The sequence below is a fragment of the Afipia sp. OHSU_II-C1 genome, assembly GCF_000497575.1.
Classification (GTDB): Bacteria; Pseudomonadota; Alphaproteobacteria; order Rhizobiales; family Xanthobacteraceae; genus Afipia.
Genome location: NZ_APJI01000021.1, coordinates 47,413 through 64,153, shown reverse-complemented (window position 1 = coordinate 64,153; position 16,741 = coordinate 47,413). Strand labels below are relative to the sequence as shown.

General features: G+C 59.0%; 16 protein-coding genes. 15 read left to right on the top strand and 1 reads right to left on the bottom strand.

All coding sequences use genetic code 11. From position 1 onward, the window contains the following. The 7 genes from I554_RS0121830 to ggt form a co-directional block, all read left to right on the top strand. Positions 1–549: DUF2877 domain-containing protein (locus tag I554_RS0121830; protein WP_024578192.1), on the top strand; the 549-nt coding region annotated here is incomplete at its 5' end. 202 nt (positions 550–751) lie between these two features. Continuing rightward, a complete protein-coding gene (locus tag I554_RS0121825) occupies positions 752–2,344 on the top strand; it encodes a gamma-glutamyltransferase family protein (RefSeq protein WP_024575830.1) in 1,593 nt (530 codons plus the stop codon). 246 nt (positions 2,345–2,590) lie between these two features. Then, positions 2,591–2,779 (top strand): hypothetical protein, encoded by a 189-nt coding sequence (locus tag I554_RS0121820; protein WP_192817782.1) that lies wholly within the window; start codon positions 2,591–2,593, stop codon positions 2,777–2,779. A gap of 10 nt (positions 2,780–2,789) precedes the next feature. Continuing rightward, on the top strand, positions 2,790–4,040 hold the full coding sequence (locus I554_RS0121815) for a DUF1116 domain-containing protein (protein WP_024575832.1): 1,251 nt from the start codon (positions 2,790–2,792) through the stop codon (positions 4,038–4,040). Continuing rightward, on the top strand, positions 4,037–5,572 hold the full coding sequence (gene fdrA / locus I554_RS0121810) for an acyl-CoA synthetase FdrA (protein ID WP_024575833.1): 1,536 nt from the start codon (positions 4,037–4,039) through the stop codon (positions 5,570–5,572). Before I554_RS0121815 ends, fdrA begins: the two co-directional genes overlap by 4 nt. 19 nt (positions 5,573–5,591) lie before the next feature. Further along, positions 5,592–6,524, top strand: a complete 933-nt coding sequence (gene arcC, locus I554_RS0121805) for a carbamate kinase (protein WP_244432827.1) — start codon at positions 5,592–5,594, stop codon at positions 6,522–6,524. Between the two features lie 206 nt (positions 6,525–6,730). Then, positions 6,731–8,341, top strand: a complete 1,611-nt coding sequence (ggt, locus tag I554_RS0121800) for a gamma-glutamyltransferase (RefSeq protein WP_244432828.1) — start codon at positions 6,731–6,733, stop codon at positions 8,339–8,341. Positions 8,342–8,405: 64 nt separating this feature from the next. Here the strand turns inward: ggt and I554_RS0121795 are convergent, their stop codons facing one another. Beyond that, positions 8,406–9,317 (bottom strand): DUF2189 domain-containing protein, encoded by a 912-nt coding sequence (locus I554_RS0121795; protein WP_024575836.1) that lies wholly within the window; start codon positions 9,315–9,317, stop codon positions 8,406–8,408. 572 nt (positions 9,318–9,889) lie between these two features. Between I554_RS0121795 and I554_RS0121790 the strand changes: the two genes are divergently transcribed. The 8 genes from I554_RS0121790 (at position 9,890) to pstS (ending at position 16,649) form a co-directional block, all read left to right on the top strand. After that, a complete protein-coding gene (locus tag I554_RS0121790; protein ID WP_024575837.1) occupies positions 9,890–10,723 on the top strand; it encodes a cytochrome c oxidase subunit II in 834 nt (277 codons plus the stop codon). A 76-nt stretch (positions 10,724–10,799) separates the two neighbouring features. After that, positions 10,800–12,575 (top strand): cytochrome c oxidase subunit I, encoded by a 1,776-nt coding sequence (gene ctaD, locus I554_RS0121785; RefSeq protein ID WP_024575838.1) that lies wholly within the window; start codon positions 10,800–10,802, stop codon positions 12,573–12,575. Continuing rightward, positions 12,572–13,276: a cytochrome c oxidase subunit 3 gene (locus tag I554_RS0121780; protein WP_024575839.1), complete on the top strand. Its 705-nt coding sequence runs from the start codon at positions 12,572–12,574 to the stop codon at positions 13,274–13,276. The genes ctaD and I554_RS0121780 overlap by 4 nt, the downstream gene beginning before the upstream one ends. A gap of 14 nt (positions 13,277–13,290) precedes the next feature. After that, positions 13,291–14,013: a heme-copper oxidase subunit III family protein gene (locus tag I554_RS0121775; RefSeq protein WP_024575840.1), complete on the top strand. Its 723-nt coding sequence runs from the start codon at positions 13,291–13,293 to the stop codon at positions 14,011–14,013. A gap of 8 nt (positions 14,014–14,021) precedes the next feature. Next, positions 14,022–14,402: a cytochrome C oxidase subunit IV family protein gene (locus I554_RS0121770; RefSeq protein ID WP_024575841.1), complete on the top strand. Its 381-nt coding sequence runs from the start codon at positions 14,022–14,024 to the stop codon at positions 14,400–14,402. 35 nt (positions 14,403–14,437) lie between these two features. Beyond that, entirely contained in the window at positions 14,438–14,731 is a 294-nt protein-coding gene (locus I554_RS0121765; protein WP_024575842.1) for a GYD domain-containing protein, read from the top strand. A 76-nt stretch (positions 14,732–14,807) separates the two neighbouring features. After that, a complete protein-coding gene (locus I554_RS0121760; RefSeq protein ID WP_024575843.1) occupies positions 14,808–15,230 on the top strand; it encodes a cytochrome c family protein in 423 nt (140 codons plus the stop codon). 405 nt (positions 15,231–15,635) lie between these two features. Next, positions 15,636–16,649 carry a phosphate ABC transporter substrate-binding protein PstS gene (pstS, locus tag I554_RS0121755; RefSeq protein WP_024575844.1) on the top strand — a complete coding sequence of 338 codons (1,014 nt, stop codon included), beginning with the start codon at positions 15,636–15,638 and terminating at the stop codon, positions 16,647–16,649. Positions 16,650–16,741: the final 92 nt, after the last annotated feature.

Here is a 16,741-nt window from a genome sequence, read left to right as displayed (position 1 = left end):
GGTCCGGGGGAGGCGGGGTTGGGGGCGGTGGGATGTGTTCAACTTCCAACGAAGCTTGCGCCACTTGTTATCGCCGCTGCGCCGGGAATCGTTGCTCTTGATCGAATCGTTATGGACGCGCTCCATGAACGCACGCCGTCTCCCGTCGACTGTTCTGCACTTGTAAATCTGATCGGCCTTGGACCCGGTCTCACACCGTCGGGTGATGACCTGGTCGGAGGCGCACTGATTGCGCTCGCGGAACTCGATTTACCGAATATCCGGGATGTGCTCTGGAGTACCTTCCGCAATCATCTTGGTCGCACCAACGACATTAGCAGGATCCATTTGCAGACGGCGGCGCAGGGTTATGGAGCCGCCGCGATGCATGCTGCAATTCAGGCCACCATTCAGGGTGATGGATATCGTGTGGCGCCGGCTTTGGCCGCGGTATCGGCGATCGGACACAGTTCGGGCAGGGATGGCTTTGCGGGTGCCCTGATGGTGATGAGGGCTGTCGAACGGTATTTCGCCTGTGAAGAGGTGCCTGCGGTTCTCTGTAATATTTAGCGCCTCCACGTCCGACGGATTTCTCCCAACTTGGCTGCTTCCGGGCCGTGCCCGGAGCAGCCCTTTCTTTGCTGAGTGATGCTTTCAGCGTCAATGTGTTCTCAAAGCTGCGCCGTCCGATCGCGTCGGGTTACTCGTATGTTGAGCTCTTGACGATTAATAAGTAAAAATATTATTACTTATTCTTCTGCGGAGTGTTCTGATGTTGCAGACGAAAAGAAGCTATCGAGGTATGGTCACGGCGCCGCATCACCTTGCGGCCCAGGCCGGTCTTTCCGTCCTGTCGGACGGCGGCAATGCGATTGAGGCAATGATTGCCTCGGCTGCGGCAATCGCCGTCGTTTATCCGCATATGAACGGCCTCGGCGGGGATAGTTTCTGGCTGATCGGCAAGCCGGGATCGGCTCCGATCGGAATCCAGGCGTGCGGGCGCTCGGCGATGGCAGCTGATCGCAACTGGTACCGGCAGCGTGGATGTACAGCCATTCCGGGACGTGGTCCGCTGGCGGCGCTGACCGTTGCTGGCACCGTTGACGGCTGGGATAAGGCGCAAAATCTCAGCCGTCGGCAGCACGGCGGTCGTTTGCCGATGTCGCGGTTACTGCAGGACGCAATTCGCTACGCGTGGGAAGGCGTGCCGGTTCCGCAAACCCTGCACGAAAACATCAAGAAGAAGCGCCCCGAGCTGCAGGACGTGCCGGGCTTCGCCGACGTCTATTTGCCGAATGGCGCTCCTCTTGCTGTGGGTTCAAAGCTGCGGCAGCCACGCGTCGCGGACACCCTCGCGCGCCTGTCGCAAGCGGGCTTGTCGGATTTCTATCGCGGTGATCTCGCCCGATCGATGGCCGCGGATCTTGAAAAGGCTGGCAGCCCGATCCGCCTGGCTGATCTTGAGCGTCATCAGGCCACGCTGGTAACCCCGTTGTCGCTCGATGTGGCCGGTCACAAGGTCTTCAATATGCCGCCGCCGACACAAGGTCTTGCGTCGCTCTTGATCCTAGGGCTTTACGCGCGACGTATCGCCAACGTGGCCGATGGCGTCGATTATTTGCACCGGCTGGTTGAATGTACCAAGGCGGCGTTCCGTGTCCGCAACCGGCATGTGACGGACCCCGATTACATGGAGCGAACTGCAGCCGACTTCCTGACGGACGAGGCACTCGCGGCTCTCGACGAAACTGTTGCTCCCGAACGCGCTGCCCCGTGGCCGGATCCTTCCAAGCAAGGCGACACGGTTTGGCTCGCTGCGACCGATCGCAGCGGCCTAAGCGTCAGCTTCATTCAGAGCATTTACTGGGAGTTCGGCTCGGGTGTCGTTCTTCCTCAGAGTGGCGTGACCTGGCAAAATCGCGGAACAAGCTTCGGCCTCGGTGAGAACGATACAAACCGGTTGGAGCCGTCGCGGCTGCCCTTCCACACCATCCAGCCTGCGATGGCAGAACTGAGCGATGGCCGCCTGATGTCCTATGGCACGATGGGCGGCGAAGGACAGCCGCAAACACAGGCCGCAATCTTTTCGCGCTATGCGCTGCACGGCCAGGATCTCCAGTCGACAGTTACGGCTCCGCGCTGGCTGCTCGGCCGAACGTGGGGCGAGGTCAACAACAATCTGAAAATCGAATCCCGCTTTGACCCGGGAACGATCGAGGCGATGCGCAACCTTGGGCACGACGTGCAGGTCGTGGGCGCATTCGAGGAATTCATGGGACACGCTGGTGCAATCGTGCGGCATCCGGACGGATTGCTTGAGGGTGCAAGCGACCCCCGCAGCGATGGCGTGGTCGCCGCGAGATAGCTGCGATTTGCGGTGTGGCGTCGTCGGAATCTGATAGCTGAGGTGTGATCTCGTGAGCCGATCACGCGGCGTCTTCGATATGGCCTGGCGCCCCGCAGGCGGCCTTCAACGCTGTTGTTACAGCATCCTTTATCCACTCATGACTTTCATCGGATCCATGAAGTTCTGTTGCATTGACATTTGACAAAGTAAGAATTTTCTTACTAATCTTGAGGCGTCGACGAAGAGAGTGGAGGAATAACGTTCGTGGCAACCCAGAAAAATGCGCCGTACCAGGTTCTGCTGACGAGCGACGTGAAAGTCGTGAACGTCGGGCTAGAAGGTTTTGTGAAGGATCTGCGCGATTGCGACATCGAGGTCGTCCACGTCGACTGGTCGCCCCCGGCCGGCGGTGATCCCGAGATGGCCGCGCTGCTCGCAAAGCTTGGCGTATGAGGGGGCGTTCATGAAGCTGATCGAAGACGCAAACAAGCAGGCGCTGGCGCGCATTCTCGAGGGCGAGCCGAAGCTGATCGATATCGTTCCGGCACGGGATGTGTTGAAGGGATTAAAGGACCGGATGGTCCTTCATGCCGGGCCGCCGATCACTTGGGACAAGATGTGCGGTCCGATGCGGGGCGCCGTCGCTGGCGCGATCGTGTTTGAAGGCTGGGCACCTGACCTCTATGCCGCTACCGAATTGGCGGCTGGCGGCGGTATCGAATTTCATCCGAACCATCATTTCGGCGCGGTCGGTCCGATGACCGGCATGACAACCGTGTCGATGCCGCTTTTCGTCGTCGAGAACACTCGATTCTCGAACCGTGCCTATTGCGCGATCAACGAAGGCCTTGGGAAGGTGATGCGTTTCGGCGGGAATGACGCGAGTGTGCTGGCGCGTCTCGCCTGGCTGCGCGATGTGTTTGGACCGGTACTCGCCAGGGCGATCCGGGCGCGAGGCGGAATTGAACTCAAGTCGATCATCGCGCGCGGTCTCTCGATGGGCGACGAGATGCACCAACGCAATCTCGCCTGCTCGAGCGTTTTTCTGAGAGAGGTGGGGCCGTCGCTGGCGCGAACTTCGACTGACAACGAAATTCTCGCCGACTGTATCGCCTTCATTGCGCAGAACGATCAGTTCTTTCTCAATATCGCGATGGCCATGGGTAAGGCAATGACCGATCCGGCGAAGGGCATTCGCGGCTCAACCATCGTCACCGCCATGTGCCGCAACGGTACCGACTTCGGTGTGCGGGTCAGTGGCCTCGGTGACCAATGGTTCACCGCGCCTGTCGAAATGCCGGAGGGGCTGTATTTCGCGGGCTATTCCGAAAAGGACGCCAATCCTGACATGGGTGACTCCGCCATTGTGGAGACTATCGGCCTTGGTGGTTTTGCCATGGCCGCGTCACCAGCAGTCGCGGGCTTCATCGGTGCCGGTGCGCCGTCGTCAGCGGGAAATTTCACGCGAGCGATGGGCGAAATCACGGTGGGACAGAATCCTGAATGGACGATCGCCGCGCTCGACTTCGCCGGCGTTCCGACCGGAATCGATGTGCGGCTGGTGGTCGAAACCGGACTGGCGCCAGTGATCAATACCGGCATTGCCCATCGAGAGCCGGGGATCGGACAGGTGGGGGCCGGCGTGGTGAAGGCGCCGATGGCCTGCTTCCAGCAAGCCGTTCGGGCTATTGCGAAAGACCTGGGGGTATCATGAGCGCGTTCGTTCTGAATGAGATTCGAAAAGGTTTCTATCTGGATTCCGTCGCGCTGATGCGGTTGTCGCGTGAGATCGCTTCGGCACCCGGCATTCTGGAAGCCGCATTGATGATGGCGACGCCGTCCAATGTGGCCATCATGCGTAACGCGGGACTTCTTGACGGCGATGTCGCTGCACTGGGCAACGATCTCATCCTTGCGGTCAAGGCCGAGAGTGAGCAGGCGGCGCGGGCCGCGCTTGGCGATGCGCTCAAGGCGCTCGACAAGCCGAAGACACAAGGTTCGGGCGAGACAGCCGCATGGCGACCACGTAGCATCGGTGCCGCAGCCAAGGCCACGCCAGGCGCCAACCTGGCGCTGATATCCGTTCCCGGTGAGTTCGCCGCGGCGGAGGCCCGCAAGGCGCTCAACCGCGGACTTCATGTGCTGATGTTCAGTGACAACGTCTCGATCGCAGACGAGTTGTCGCTGAAGCTGCATGCACGCGAATTGGGGTTGCTGATGATGGGGCCGGATTGCGGCACGGCGATCATCGGCGGTGCGCCGCTGGCGTTCGCCAACAAGCTGAAACGCGGCAGGATCGGAATTATCGGCGCGTCAGGAACCGGCACGCAGGAAGTCTCGTGTCTCATTTCGGAAGCAGGCGAGGGCATCTCGCATGCGATCGGTGTTGGCGGTCGTGATCTGAAAAAGGAAATCGGCGGCATTACCACCTTGATGGCCATGGACGCGCTGGATGCCGATCCAGAGACAGATCGTGTGGTGCTGATTTCAAAGCCGCCGCATCCGGATGTTGCGAAGATCGTGATCGCGCGCATTGCCCGAAGTCCGAAGCCGTACACGGTGTGCTTCATCGGCGCAGCTACGGCCGATCTTCCGCCGAATGCGAAGTTTGCGCGTACTCTCAAGGACGCGGCGGAACTCGCGCTTGGGGGCCGGACTATCGGCGGCAACTTCAATGTCACGAAGCTGGCCACGCGCTTGCCCCGGCGCAGAGGGGAGCGACGGATCGAGGGTTTGTTTGCGGGAGGAACACTCTGCGCCGAAGCGCAGGTCATCCTTGGAGCTGGCGGACGGAAGGTGGCGTCGAACGCGGCGATTCCCAACGTTCCTTATCTCGATGCGCCAGAGAGCGTTGGCCGGGATCGGATCATCGATCTCGGGGCTGATGAATATACCCAGGGCCGGCCGCATCCGATGATTGATCCGTCGGTACGCGATGATGCCTTGCGTGCGGCACTGATCGATCCTGAGGTTGCGGTCATTCTCGTCGATCTCGTGATCGGTTACGGCGCGCATGCCGATCCTGCGGCACATCTGTCGGAGATCGTGGCAGATCGAGCTGATAGCGCGCCCGTCATTGTCGCTTCGGTGACCGGCACCGAGCTCGATCCGCAGGTGCGCTCCGCACAGGTCCGGCGTCTGGAGGCGGCGGGCGTTATGGTCGCGCCGTCGAACGCGCAGGCTTGCGACCTCGTGCTTGCTCTCGCTGCCAATGACATGAAGGTGAGCCGTTATGCGAACACTTAATGAAGTTCCGCGCCGCCTTGTGATTGCCATCGGCGGGAACGCCGTGCATCCGGAAGACATCAGCGGCACCTCCGAAGAGCAGAAATCCGTCGCGCAGCAGACCGCAGAAGCCTTGCTGCCGTTGGCCCAGATCGACAATGAGTTGGTGATCACGCACGGCAATGGCCCCGTGGTCGGCAAAATTATGATGCGTCAGATGCTGACCATGAGCCGCATTCCGCCGATGTCGATGGATATCTGCGTGGCGCATAGTCAGGGCGGGATCGGGTACCTCCTGATGCAGGCGATCGAAAACGCATTACGCGAACAGGGCAACCAGCGGCACGTCGCAAGTCTCCTGACTCAGGTGGAAGTCGATGCTGATGACCCGGCCTTTCGCAACCCGACCAAATTTGTCGGGCCTTTCTTTACGGAAGATGAAGCCAAGAACATCAGCAAGGAACTGAATTGGGCGATGCGAGAGGATTCAGGTCGCGGCTGGCGACACGTTGTGCCTTCTCCGAAGCCAAAGCATGTCTGCGACATCTCGCTGGTCGATGCACTGGTCAAGCGCGGGACTATCGTTATTGCCGGTGGCGGTGGCGGCATGCCGGTGATCCGCGATGCGAAGGGCGTGCGCACCGGGGTGCCCGCGGTCATCGACAAGGATTTGACCTCCGCGCATATCGCAAACGTACTCGATATCGACGAGTTGCTGATCCTGACGGCGGTGCCGCGCGTCGCGATCAATTTCGGCAAGCCAAACCAGAAGGAGCTTGCGGAGGTGACGCTCGATGAAATCAAGGCCTATCACCAGGAGGGGCATTTCCCGCCCGGTAGCATGGGGCCGAAAGTCGATGCGGCGATCCGCTTCCTGGAAGGCGGCGGCAAGCGGGCGATTATCAGTCACCTTGATCATGCGATGCCTGCACTGCGCGGCGAAACAGGAACGCATATCGTGCGGAACCCATAGCCGCTTTCGTACTCACAATAAAAAAAGCTTCGCTGACTGGGAGAAAAGAACCGTAACTCGCCCTGGCATGGATTCAATGATCGCGCCTTGACGATCTCGCCACGCCGGCAAATGGGAAGGGATCACCAATGAACCATGTCACGAATAGAGCCCTCTCGCGAAGAGAGCTTCTTGTCTCGTCGGCGTTTGCGGCTGTTGCGGCGGCGATGCCGACCCCGGTACGTGCGCTCTCCAATCCGTCGGCGCTTGCCCAGTCCACAAAGGGCATTGTCACAAGCCCGCACGAACTGGCCACGCACGCTGGCCTTGAAGTCCTGAAGAAGGGTGGCAATGCCATTGAGGCCGCCATCGCCATCGGCGCGACTCTTTGCGTGACCTACCCGCACTTCACAGGTCTTGGTGGTGATTCGTTCATGGTCATGAGCGATCGCAGGGGCAACATCCGCACATTGTCCGGGGTGGGGCAGGCTGCTGCAAACCCTCCGAATTACAGCGGCAGCGTGCCGATACGGGGCCCCGGATCGACGCTGACCGCTGCTGCCACTGTCGATACCTGGGATCAGGCTTTCGACTTCAGCCGCAAGTCATGGAGCGGCAAGCTGAGCTGGGCGTCGCTGTTCGACCGCGCGATCGAATATGCTCGCCAAGGATTTCCCGTCACACCTTCGCAGCGTTTCTGGCAGGAATTTGAAACCAAGAATCTGAAAGACTGGCCCGACGTTCAGCGCATCTTTATGCCAGCCGGGAAGATGCCGGAAATTGGCGAAACGCTGGTGCAGCCCGAGCTCGCCAATTCTCTGGAAATGCTGGCCGCAAATGGCGGGCGTGATTTCTACGAAGGTCAGCTCGCGGAACGCATCGTTTCCGGGTTGAAGAAGATCGGCTCGCCGCTGACAGCCGAAGACCTCGCTCGCTGCCGTGCACGCGATGAAGCTCCCTTGCGTGTCAGCTATCGCGGCGGCGAACTAGTCGGGCTGCGCCCGCCGACGCAAGGCATCACCACCCTCGAGATCATGGGCATTCTTGATCGTTTCGATCTTGCAAAATATCCGGAAGGAAGCGCGGATCATTATCATTTGATGGTGGAAGCCGTGAAGTATGCTTTCATCGATCGCAATCGCTACATTGCCGATCCGGAGTTCGTCGACGTTCCCGTCAACCGGCTGCTTTCGAAGGAAAGCCTGGATGCTCATGCCAAGGCCATCAGCATGGAAAAGGCGATGTCCTGGCCGCACGTCTTCAAGAGAGGGGACACAGTCTATATCGCGGCAACGGATCAGAACGGAAATTGCGTCAGTATGCTGCAAACGGTCTATTTCGACTGGGGCAGTGGCATGGTCGCAGGCGACACTGGAATTCTCTGGCACAACCGCGGCGCCTCATTCAATCTCGATCCCGCGAGCCCGAATTGCCTCAAGCCAGGCAAGCGCCCGTTCCACACGCTCAATCCGGGCATGTATCTCAAACAAGGAAGACCTCATCTTCTCTACGGAACACAGGGCGCGGATGGTCAGCCGCAAACACTTGCAGCGGTGCTGACACGGCTGATCGACTACAATATGGACCCGCTCACCGCGCTATCCCGGCCGCGCTTCCTTCTCGGCAAGACGTTCTCCGATTCACGCGACAGCCTGAAGCTGGAAAAGGACGCCGGTGAAGAAGTGTTCAGGAAACTTGCGGAGCGGGGTCACGAAATGAGTCCGCTTCCTGCGCAAAGTCCGCTCGCCGGACATCCCGGCGCCATCCGCATCGAAGCCGATGGACGGATGACCGGAGCCCACGATCCGCGTAGCGACGGGCGAGCACTAGGCGTGTAACAGCCCAAGCGTTTCCGCTGTTGACGACGGAGTCACAGCGGAAACGGCTCGGCGGCGGTTGGCTTTACGGCTTGTCGCGCCCCCAGGGGAGCAGAGAAGCCGGGAAATCCGCCGCATAACGCCGTCCTTTTGGCGCGCGGGGTGGTTCCTGATAGGGATTTGGATCCGGCTCCAGTGCTTTGCGATATAGATGCCAGGTCGCATGTCCGAGTACCGGAAGAACGACGGCGAGACCCAGGAACAGTGGGATCGATCCAATCACCAGCAGCGCGGCAACGATCAGTCCCCACGTTGCCATGGCAACAGGATTCTTCATCACAACCCGCAGCGAGGTCCGGATTGCGTCGATCGTATTTGCATGTCGATCGAGCATCAGCGGAAACGCCACAACGCTGATGCACAAGGCGATGACAGCGAACAGGAAGCCGACGCTGCATCCGACCACCATCAGCTTTAGTCCTTCCTTGGTCGTGAAAATGCGTGAGGCAAAATCGGGAATGCTTGCAGCAGGGGTGTTGCCGAAGATCGCAACGTAAATAGAATCTGCGGTGGTGACCCAGACAACAAAGAGAATGAGCAGGATCACACCCAGACCGAGCATCGCTCCGAAGGAAGGTGATCTCAACACGGCAAAAGCGTCCCACGCTGAAGGCTCTTCCCCGCGTTCGCGGCGGCGGCTGAGCTCATAAAGACCAAGCGCGGCGAAGGGGCCAATCAACGCGAATCCAGCGGCCAGCGGAAACAGGAGCGGCAGTACCGAATAGCCCAGCACCGTCCTCGCTATCAAAAGTCCAAGCACCGGATAGATAATGCACAGGATAATCGCGTGACTTGGAATCGCCTTGAAGTCCTCCCAGCCCAGCCGCAAGGCTTCACGCAGGTCAGATGTGCGGATGTCGCGAACGACAGGCGTTGTTGCGTTATAAGACGCGTCTGGTCCAGCCTGTGAAATATTGTCGGAGTACGGTGTGGCCATGGTCACAATCTCCCATGCGTTCGCACCGGCGAGATTGGGCGTCTTTTTCAAGCGACGTTCAATCGCCTTCGTGCGCAGAAATGGCGACCAGACAAACGGCCAAGTTCACGAAAGAGCTTTGCCGAGCAAAAGCGGGTCGCGACCTGTGAAACAAGTATAGCGCAGCCTGATAAGAATAGCACGCGTTGTTAGCTCCATTGTGCATCTGCAAAATTTGCCACCGTGGAAGCAGCGCACTTGGCTGATCCAGATTGCAATGCGGCATCGCACGCCCACGCCGCGATCAACAAGCATCATTCATCCGCATAACCCGGTCTATTGACAATCAAGCCTGCCGAGGAACATCCTCTGGTGGTAATGCCCGCAGTTCAATGACACCAGCGATCGTGAATAGACCCCGACCGGCTTGAACCGCTCTTAAAATGATTACGTCGGGTTCGATGTTGCGACCGGTTAAGGGGGCAAGGCGGCCAGCATTGCGATGGCTAGGTCAAAGTTGTGCCATCCATGTCGACATGAGCCGTGCCCCTTAAGTCTTGTCCGTAGCCTCTAGAGGCAAGGATGAACAAGGGATGGCTGTAGCACTCATACTGCTTTTGGTCGCGGTCGCTTCCGTGCTGTTCCACCTCTGGAGTCCCTGGTGGTGGACGCCGATTGCTTCAAACTGGAGCTACATCGACGATACAATCACGATGACGTTCTGGATCACCGGAGCGGTGTTCTTCGCTGTCGTTGCTTTCATGGCCTATTGCGTCTTCCGCTACCATCACAAGGAGGGAAGGCAGGCTGCCTACGAGCCGGAGAACAAAAGGCTTGAATGGTGGCTTACCATAGGAACCGCGATCGGTGTCGGTGCCATGCTCGCACCGGGTCTGGTGGTTTGGCACCAGTTCGTCACCGTGCCGGCCGACGCCACGGAAATTGAAGTCATGGGCCAGCAGTGGCGCTGGAGTTATCGTCTTCCGGGAAAGGATGGCCGGCTCGGTACATCCGATGCCCGCAACGTCAGTGCCGAAAATCCTCTGGGTCTGAATCCCAAGGATTCCGCCGGACAGGATGATATCGTGATCGAAAACGGCGATCTGCATCTGCCGATCGGCAAGCCGGTCAAGGTGCTGCTGCGGTCGATCGATGTTCTGCACAATTTCTACGTGCCGGAATTCCGCGCCAAGATGGACATGGTGCCGGGCTCAGTCACCTATTTCTGGTTCACCCCCACGCGGACAGGATCGTTCGAGGTTCTTTGCGCTGAGCTTTGCGGCCTGGCGCATGCTCAGATGCGAGGTAAGGTCATCGTTCAAGAGGAGAAGGATTACCGCGCGTGGCTTGAGCAGCAGCAAACGTTCGCGGAGCTATCCGGTCAGCGCAACATCATGAAGGCGAACTTCAAGGCAGGAAGTGAATGAGAATATCAAGGAGGGGATGTCACATCTCGTGAGCAGGCCCCTCTCTGATGAGTGAAGACCAAGGAGGACATTCCCGATGGTTGATGTCCCGTCTGACGTGCTCGCAGGAATTCCGCCTGCTGAAGTGGGTGAGGTCGATCTTTATCATCCGCATAGCTGGTGGACTAAATACGTTTTCTCGCAGGATGCGAAAGTCATCGCGATCCAGTATTCACTTACCGCGATGGCCATCGGCATGGTCGCGCTGGTGCTCTCGTGGCTGATGCGGCTGCAACTCGGATTCCCCGGTACGTTTTCATTCATTGATCCAAGCCAGTATCTCCAGTTCATCACCATGCATGGCATGATCATGGTGATCTATCTTCTCACGGCGCTTTTTCTCGGAGGTTTCGGAAACTACCTCATACCGTTGATGGTCGGCGCTCGCGACATGGTTTTCCCTTACGCGAACATGCTGAGCTACTGGATCTATTTGCTCGCCGTGCTTGTGCTGGTGGCGACATTCTTCGTTCCCGGCGGGCCGACGGGCGCCGGGTGGACGCTCTATCCGCCGCAGGCAGTTCTCTCCGGAACGCCGGGGCAGGAGGCAGGCATCATCATGATGCTGCTGTCGCTGATCCTGTTCATTATCGGCTTCACCATGGGCGGCCTGAATTATGTGGTGACGGTGCTGCAGGCGCGCACACGGGGCATGACGCTGATGCGAATGCCGCTGACAGTATGGGGCATTTTCACTGCGACGGTGATGGCGCTGCTCGCGTTTCCGGCGCTGTTTGTCGCTTCGGTGATGATGCTGCTCGATAGGCTTCTCGGCACCAGCTTCTTCATGCCCACGCTGGTGGAGATGGGTCAACAGATGAAATATGGCGGCGGCAGTCCGCTATTGTTCCAGCATCTGTTCTGGTTCTTCGGTCATCCCGAGGTCTACATCGTGGCGCTGCCGGCGTTCGGCATCGTCTCCGATCTCATCAGCACGCACGCGCGAAAGAACATCTTCGGCTATCGCATGATGGTGTGGGCGATCGTTGGCATCGGTGCGCTGAGCTTCGTGGTGTGGGCGCACCATATGTATGTTAGCGGCATGAATCCGAAGTTCGGCTTCTTCTTCGCAACAACGACGCTGATCATTGCGATCCCGACGGCTATCAAGGTCTATAACTGGGTTCTGACCCTGTGGCGCGGCGACATTCATCTGACCGTGCCGATGCTGTTTGCGCTCGGCTTCATTGTCACGTTCGTCAACGGAGGGTTGACCGGCCTGTTTCTCGGCAACGTGGTCGTGGACGTCCCGCTATCCGACACGATGTTCGTTGTTGCTCACTTCCACATGGTGATGGGAGTGGCGCCGATCATGGTCGTGTTTGGCGCGATCTATCATTGGTATCCGAAAGTTACTGGGCGAATGCTAAGCGACGGACTTGGCAAGTTTCATTTCTGGGTCACGTTTCTCGGAGCCTATGCGGTTTTCTTCCCCATGCACTATCTCGGCCTCCTGGGTATGCCGCGCCGCTATCACGACATTGGTGAAACGGCGTTCGTCCCGGCATCCGCGCACGATCTGAATGCATTCATGAGCATTGCTGCTTTGATCGTGGGGGTCGCTCAACTCGTCTTCGTATTCAATCTGTTCTGGAGCCTGCGTAAGGGAAAGAAAGCTGGCGGCAATCCTTGGCGAGCGACCACGCTGGAGTGGCAGACGCCTGAAACCCCTCCGGCCCATGGCAACTGGGGCAAGGAACTCCCCGTGGTCTATCGCTGGGCCTACGACTACAGCGTGCCCGGCGCCGCGCAGGACTTTATCCCGCAGAATGAGCCACCGGCTGCTCTGGCACCGAAGGGGGCGCACCCGTGACAGCGATTGTCCTGTTCATGGCTGGAATCGCGGCCATTGCGGGATGGTGGCTCTCGCAGCAGCGCCTTGCCGCCAAGCCATGGCTGGAGGAGGGCGTCATCGGCGATTTTCCCGGTGGGAGCGTTTCGTCGCTGCCGCCCGCGAAGATTGGACTGGGTGTATTTCTGGCGGTTGTCGGATCGCTGTTTGCCGTCTTCATCAGTGCGTACTCCATGCGCATGGAGTTGATTGACTGGCGGTCGCTGCCGGTACCGAAGCTGTTGTGGTTCAACACCGGCGTTCTGATCGTAAGCAGCGCAGCACTTCAATGGGCGCAAGTCCCGGCGCGCCGGGATGACGGTGACAATGCGCTGATCGGCTTACTCGCAGGAGGCGTCTCTGCCGTCGTTTTTGTGATTGGCCAGTTGCTGGCGTGGCAACAACTCAACGTAGCCGGCTATTTTTTGACGGCTAACCCGGCCAATGCCTTCTTCTATCTCATCACCGCGGTTCACGGACTGCATGTGCTGGGCGGCCTCGCGGCGCTGGGCAGGACCATCGCCAAGGCCTGGCGCGGCGTTGAGGTCTCGCGGCTGCGCTTGAGCGTCGAACTGTGCACCATGTACTGGCACTTCCTGCTTCTGGTTTGGCTGATCCTGCTTGCGTTGTTGACCGGCTGGGCGGACGATTTCGCCGCCATCTGCCGCCAACTGCTGACCTAAGGAGATTGGGACCGATGGCGGAGACTGTGCTGACACACACCGGACAACCCCACGCGCGGGCCAAGGGCTGGCGAGGCATTACGGCCGACTGGTCGTCAGATCAGCGGGCGTTCAAGAATGTCTCGTGGGGCAAGGCCATGATGTGGATCTTTCTCCTCAGCGACACCTTCATTTTCGGCTGTTTTCTGCTGTCCTATATGACGGCGCGAATGTCGACGACGGTGCCTTGGCCGAACCCCAGTGAAGTGTTCGCGCTCGAGATCGCTGGACATCATATGCCGCTGATCCTGATCGCCATCATGACCTTCGTGCTCATCAGCAGCAGCGGAACCATGGCGATGGCCGTCAACTGCGGCTATCGCCGCGATCGCCGCAAGACTGCGATCCTGATGCTGGTGACGGCTGCATTCGGCGCGACATTCGTTGGCATGCAGGGCTTTGAGTGGACAAAGTTGATCATGGAGGGTGTCCGGCCATGGGAAAATCCGTGGGGGGCGGCGCAGTTCGGCTCATGCTTCTTCATGATTACAGGCTTCCATGGAACCCACGTCACCATCGGCGTGATCTTCCTCATCATCATTGCGCGAAAGGTCTGGCGCGGGGATTTCGACACCGAGCGGCGCGGTTTTTTCACGAGCCGGAAGGGACACTACGAGATCGTCGAAATCACCGGGCTCTATTGGCATTTCGTGGATTTGGTGTGGGTCTTCATCTTCGCATTTTTCTATTTGTGGTGAGGTGACAGATGGCTGAAGTCACGATGAACGGAGTTTCTCATGCGGCACCTGCCGCTGCGCCAGCTGCGACGCATGCGGAAGGACAACAGCACCCGATCAAGCTGTATCTCGTGGTCTGGGCATGGCTGTTTGTCCTGAGCGCCTGTTCGTATCTCGTCGATTATTTCGGTTTTCACGGATATCTGCGCTGGTCGCTGATCCTGCTGTTCATGATTCTGAAGGCAGGTTTGATCGTTGCCGTTTTCATGCATATGGCCTGGGAGCGGCTCGCGTTGAGTTATGCCATCCTGCTGCCGCCGCTGGTGCTGTTAGTGTTCGTGGCCATCATGGTTCTGGAGTCGGACTACACGTTGTTGACCCGGATCGTGTTCTTCAAGTCAGGGGCTTGAGACTGGTGGGGGCCTCGTACGCACGGAGGACTGCCATGACGACATATATCATGCTGGCGAACTGGACCGACAAAGGCGTGCAGGCCGTGAAGGATTCGCCGCGCCGCCTGGATGCGGCGAAGAAGGCGCTCAAGGATATGGACGGCGAGTTCAAATCATTTTTCCTGACCATGGGACAGTATGACATCGTCGCGGTTTACGAAGCTCCAGACGACGCGGTTGCCGCGCGTTTCAACCTGCAACTTGGAATGATGGGAAATATCAGGACGCGCACGTTGAAGGCGTTCCCCGAAGCAGCTTACCGGGAAATCATCAATTCGCTGGGCTAACCCGCCCAGCCAACAGCGCGCTCGTTTCAGATTTGGTTTTCTCAGCCGTTCTGTTTGTCAGACATGGAGTGGTCGCATGCGCATTTTCGTTCTCGTCGTAGGAGCAGGGCTTCTCTCGGTTGTTCCCGCCATCGCCCAGGATGTCGCCGCGGGGGAGAAGGTTTTTGCTCAATGCCGGGCATGCCACCAGACCGGCGAGAGCGCGAAGAACGCGGTCGGTCCGGTGCTTAACGGATTGTTCGGGCGGAAAGCTGGGACTATTGAAGGCTTCAACTACTCGGCGGCGAACAAGAACTCCGGCCTCACTTGGGATGAAGCGACCTTCCGGGAATACATCAAGGATCCAAAAGCCAAGATTCCGGGCACCAAGATGATTTTCCCGGGCCTGAAAGATCCAAAGCAGATTGACGATGTCGTCGCCTACCTCAAGCAGTTCGATTCCAAGGGGAAGAAAGCAGAGGCAGTTCCGCCCGGCATCAGGCAGGCAAGTGTACAATAGGTTCCAGGAGGCTCGCGAGGCGTCGGAGGTGGCGGGGGCAACTGCGGAGCGCGGGAGGTTCCCGGCGGCCTGACTGTCAACGCCAGCCCGGACGCAGGGCGTCACTCTTCACCGCAATGCGGTACCAGGCTGCCAGCCAGGGGCTGGCGTTGTCACACTCGGCGGCCTTCCAGTGCGGCGGCGCTAGATATTGCTGGTGCGGCATGTGATCCCCGTGCCGGGATTTTGATAATTATTTAACTGCATCAATAGCTTACACATGTGTTACCCAGCGGTAAACGGTGTCACACCGCTGTCATGTGGATTTCATAAAAAGTGCAGGCTCGGCCTTCTAAGAAGGCGGCCTCGAAGCGCGATAACGATCTCGAACGGTCAGGCGCTTCGCTCACACGATGGAGAGACCCAGTGAATTTCATTACAAAAACGATCGTCGCTGCCGGCCTTGTTGCCGCATCGACCTCGGCCTTTGCCGCCGACATCACCGGCGCGGGTGCGACGTTCCCGTTCCCCGTCTACTCGAAGTGGGCTGACGCTTACAAGAAAGAGACCGGCAACGGTCTAAACTACCAGTCGATCGGTTCCGGCGCCGGCATCAAGCAGATTCAGGCCAAGACCGTGACCTTCGGCGCGACCGACGCGCCTCTCAAGGCTGAACAGCTCGAGAAGGATGGCCTCATTCAGTGGCCGATGGTGATGGGCGCGATCGTGCCTGTCGTGAACCTCGAAGGCATCAAGCCGGGCGAACTGGTGCTCTCCGGCGAACTGCTGGGCGACATCTATCTCGGCAAGGTCACCAAGTGGAACGACCCCGCAATCGCCAAGCTGAACCCGAAGCTGACGCTGCCGACCGATGCCATCACCGTGGTGCGCCGTTCGGACGGTTCGGGAACGACCTTCAACTTCACCGACTATCTGTCGAAGGCCAGCCCTGAGTGGAAGGCCAAGGTTGGTCAGGGGACCGCTGTTGAATGGCCCACCGGCGTCGGCGCCAAGGGCAACGAAGGCGTGGCCGGCAATGTTGGCCAGACCAAGAACTCGATCGGCTATGTCGAGTATGCCTATGCCAAGCAGAACAAGCTGACCTACGCTGCGATGATCAACAAGGCCGGCAAGACCGTTCAGCCGACCGTTGCTGCGTTCCAGGCGGCGGCTTCCAATGCTGATTGGGCCAAGGCTCCGGGCTACTACGTGATCCTGACCGACCAGCCGGGCGAAGCTTCGTGGCCGATCACCGCCGCAACCTTCATCCTCATGCACAAGACTCCGGTCGACAAGGCCGCCTCCGTGGAAGCGATCAAGTTCTTCAAGTGGTCGTTCGAGAAGGGCGCCAAGATGGCTGAAGAGCTCGACTACATTCCGATGCCTGAGCCGGTGGTCAAGCTGATCGAAAAGACCTGGTCGGCTGACATCAAGAGCTAAGCAAACGTTCCGGAGGAGAGGGTAACCTCTCCTCCGTTTTCTTGGACGACCGCTGGCGCAACGCGTGTGCAGCCGGCAACTATGCAAAGTGA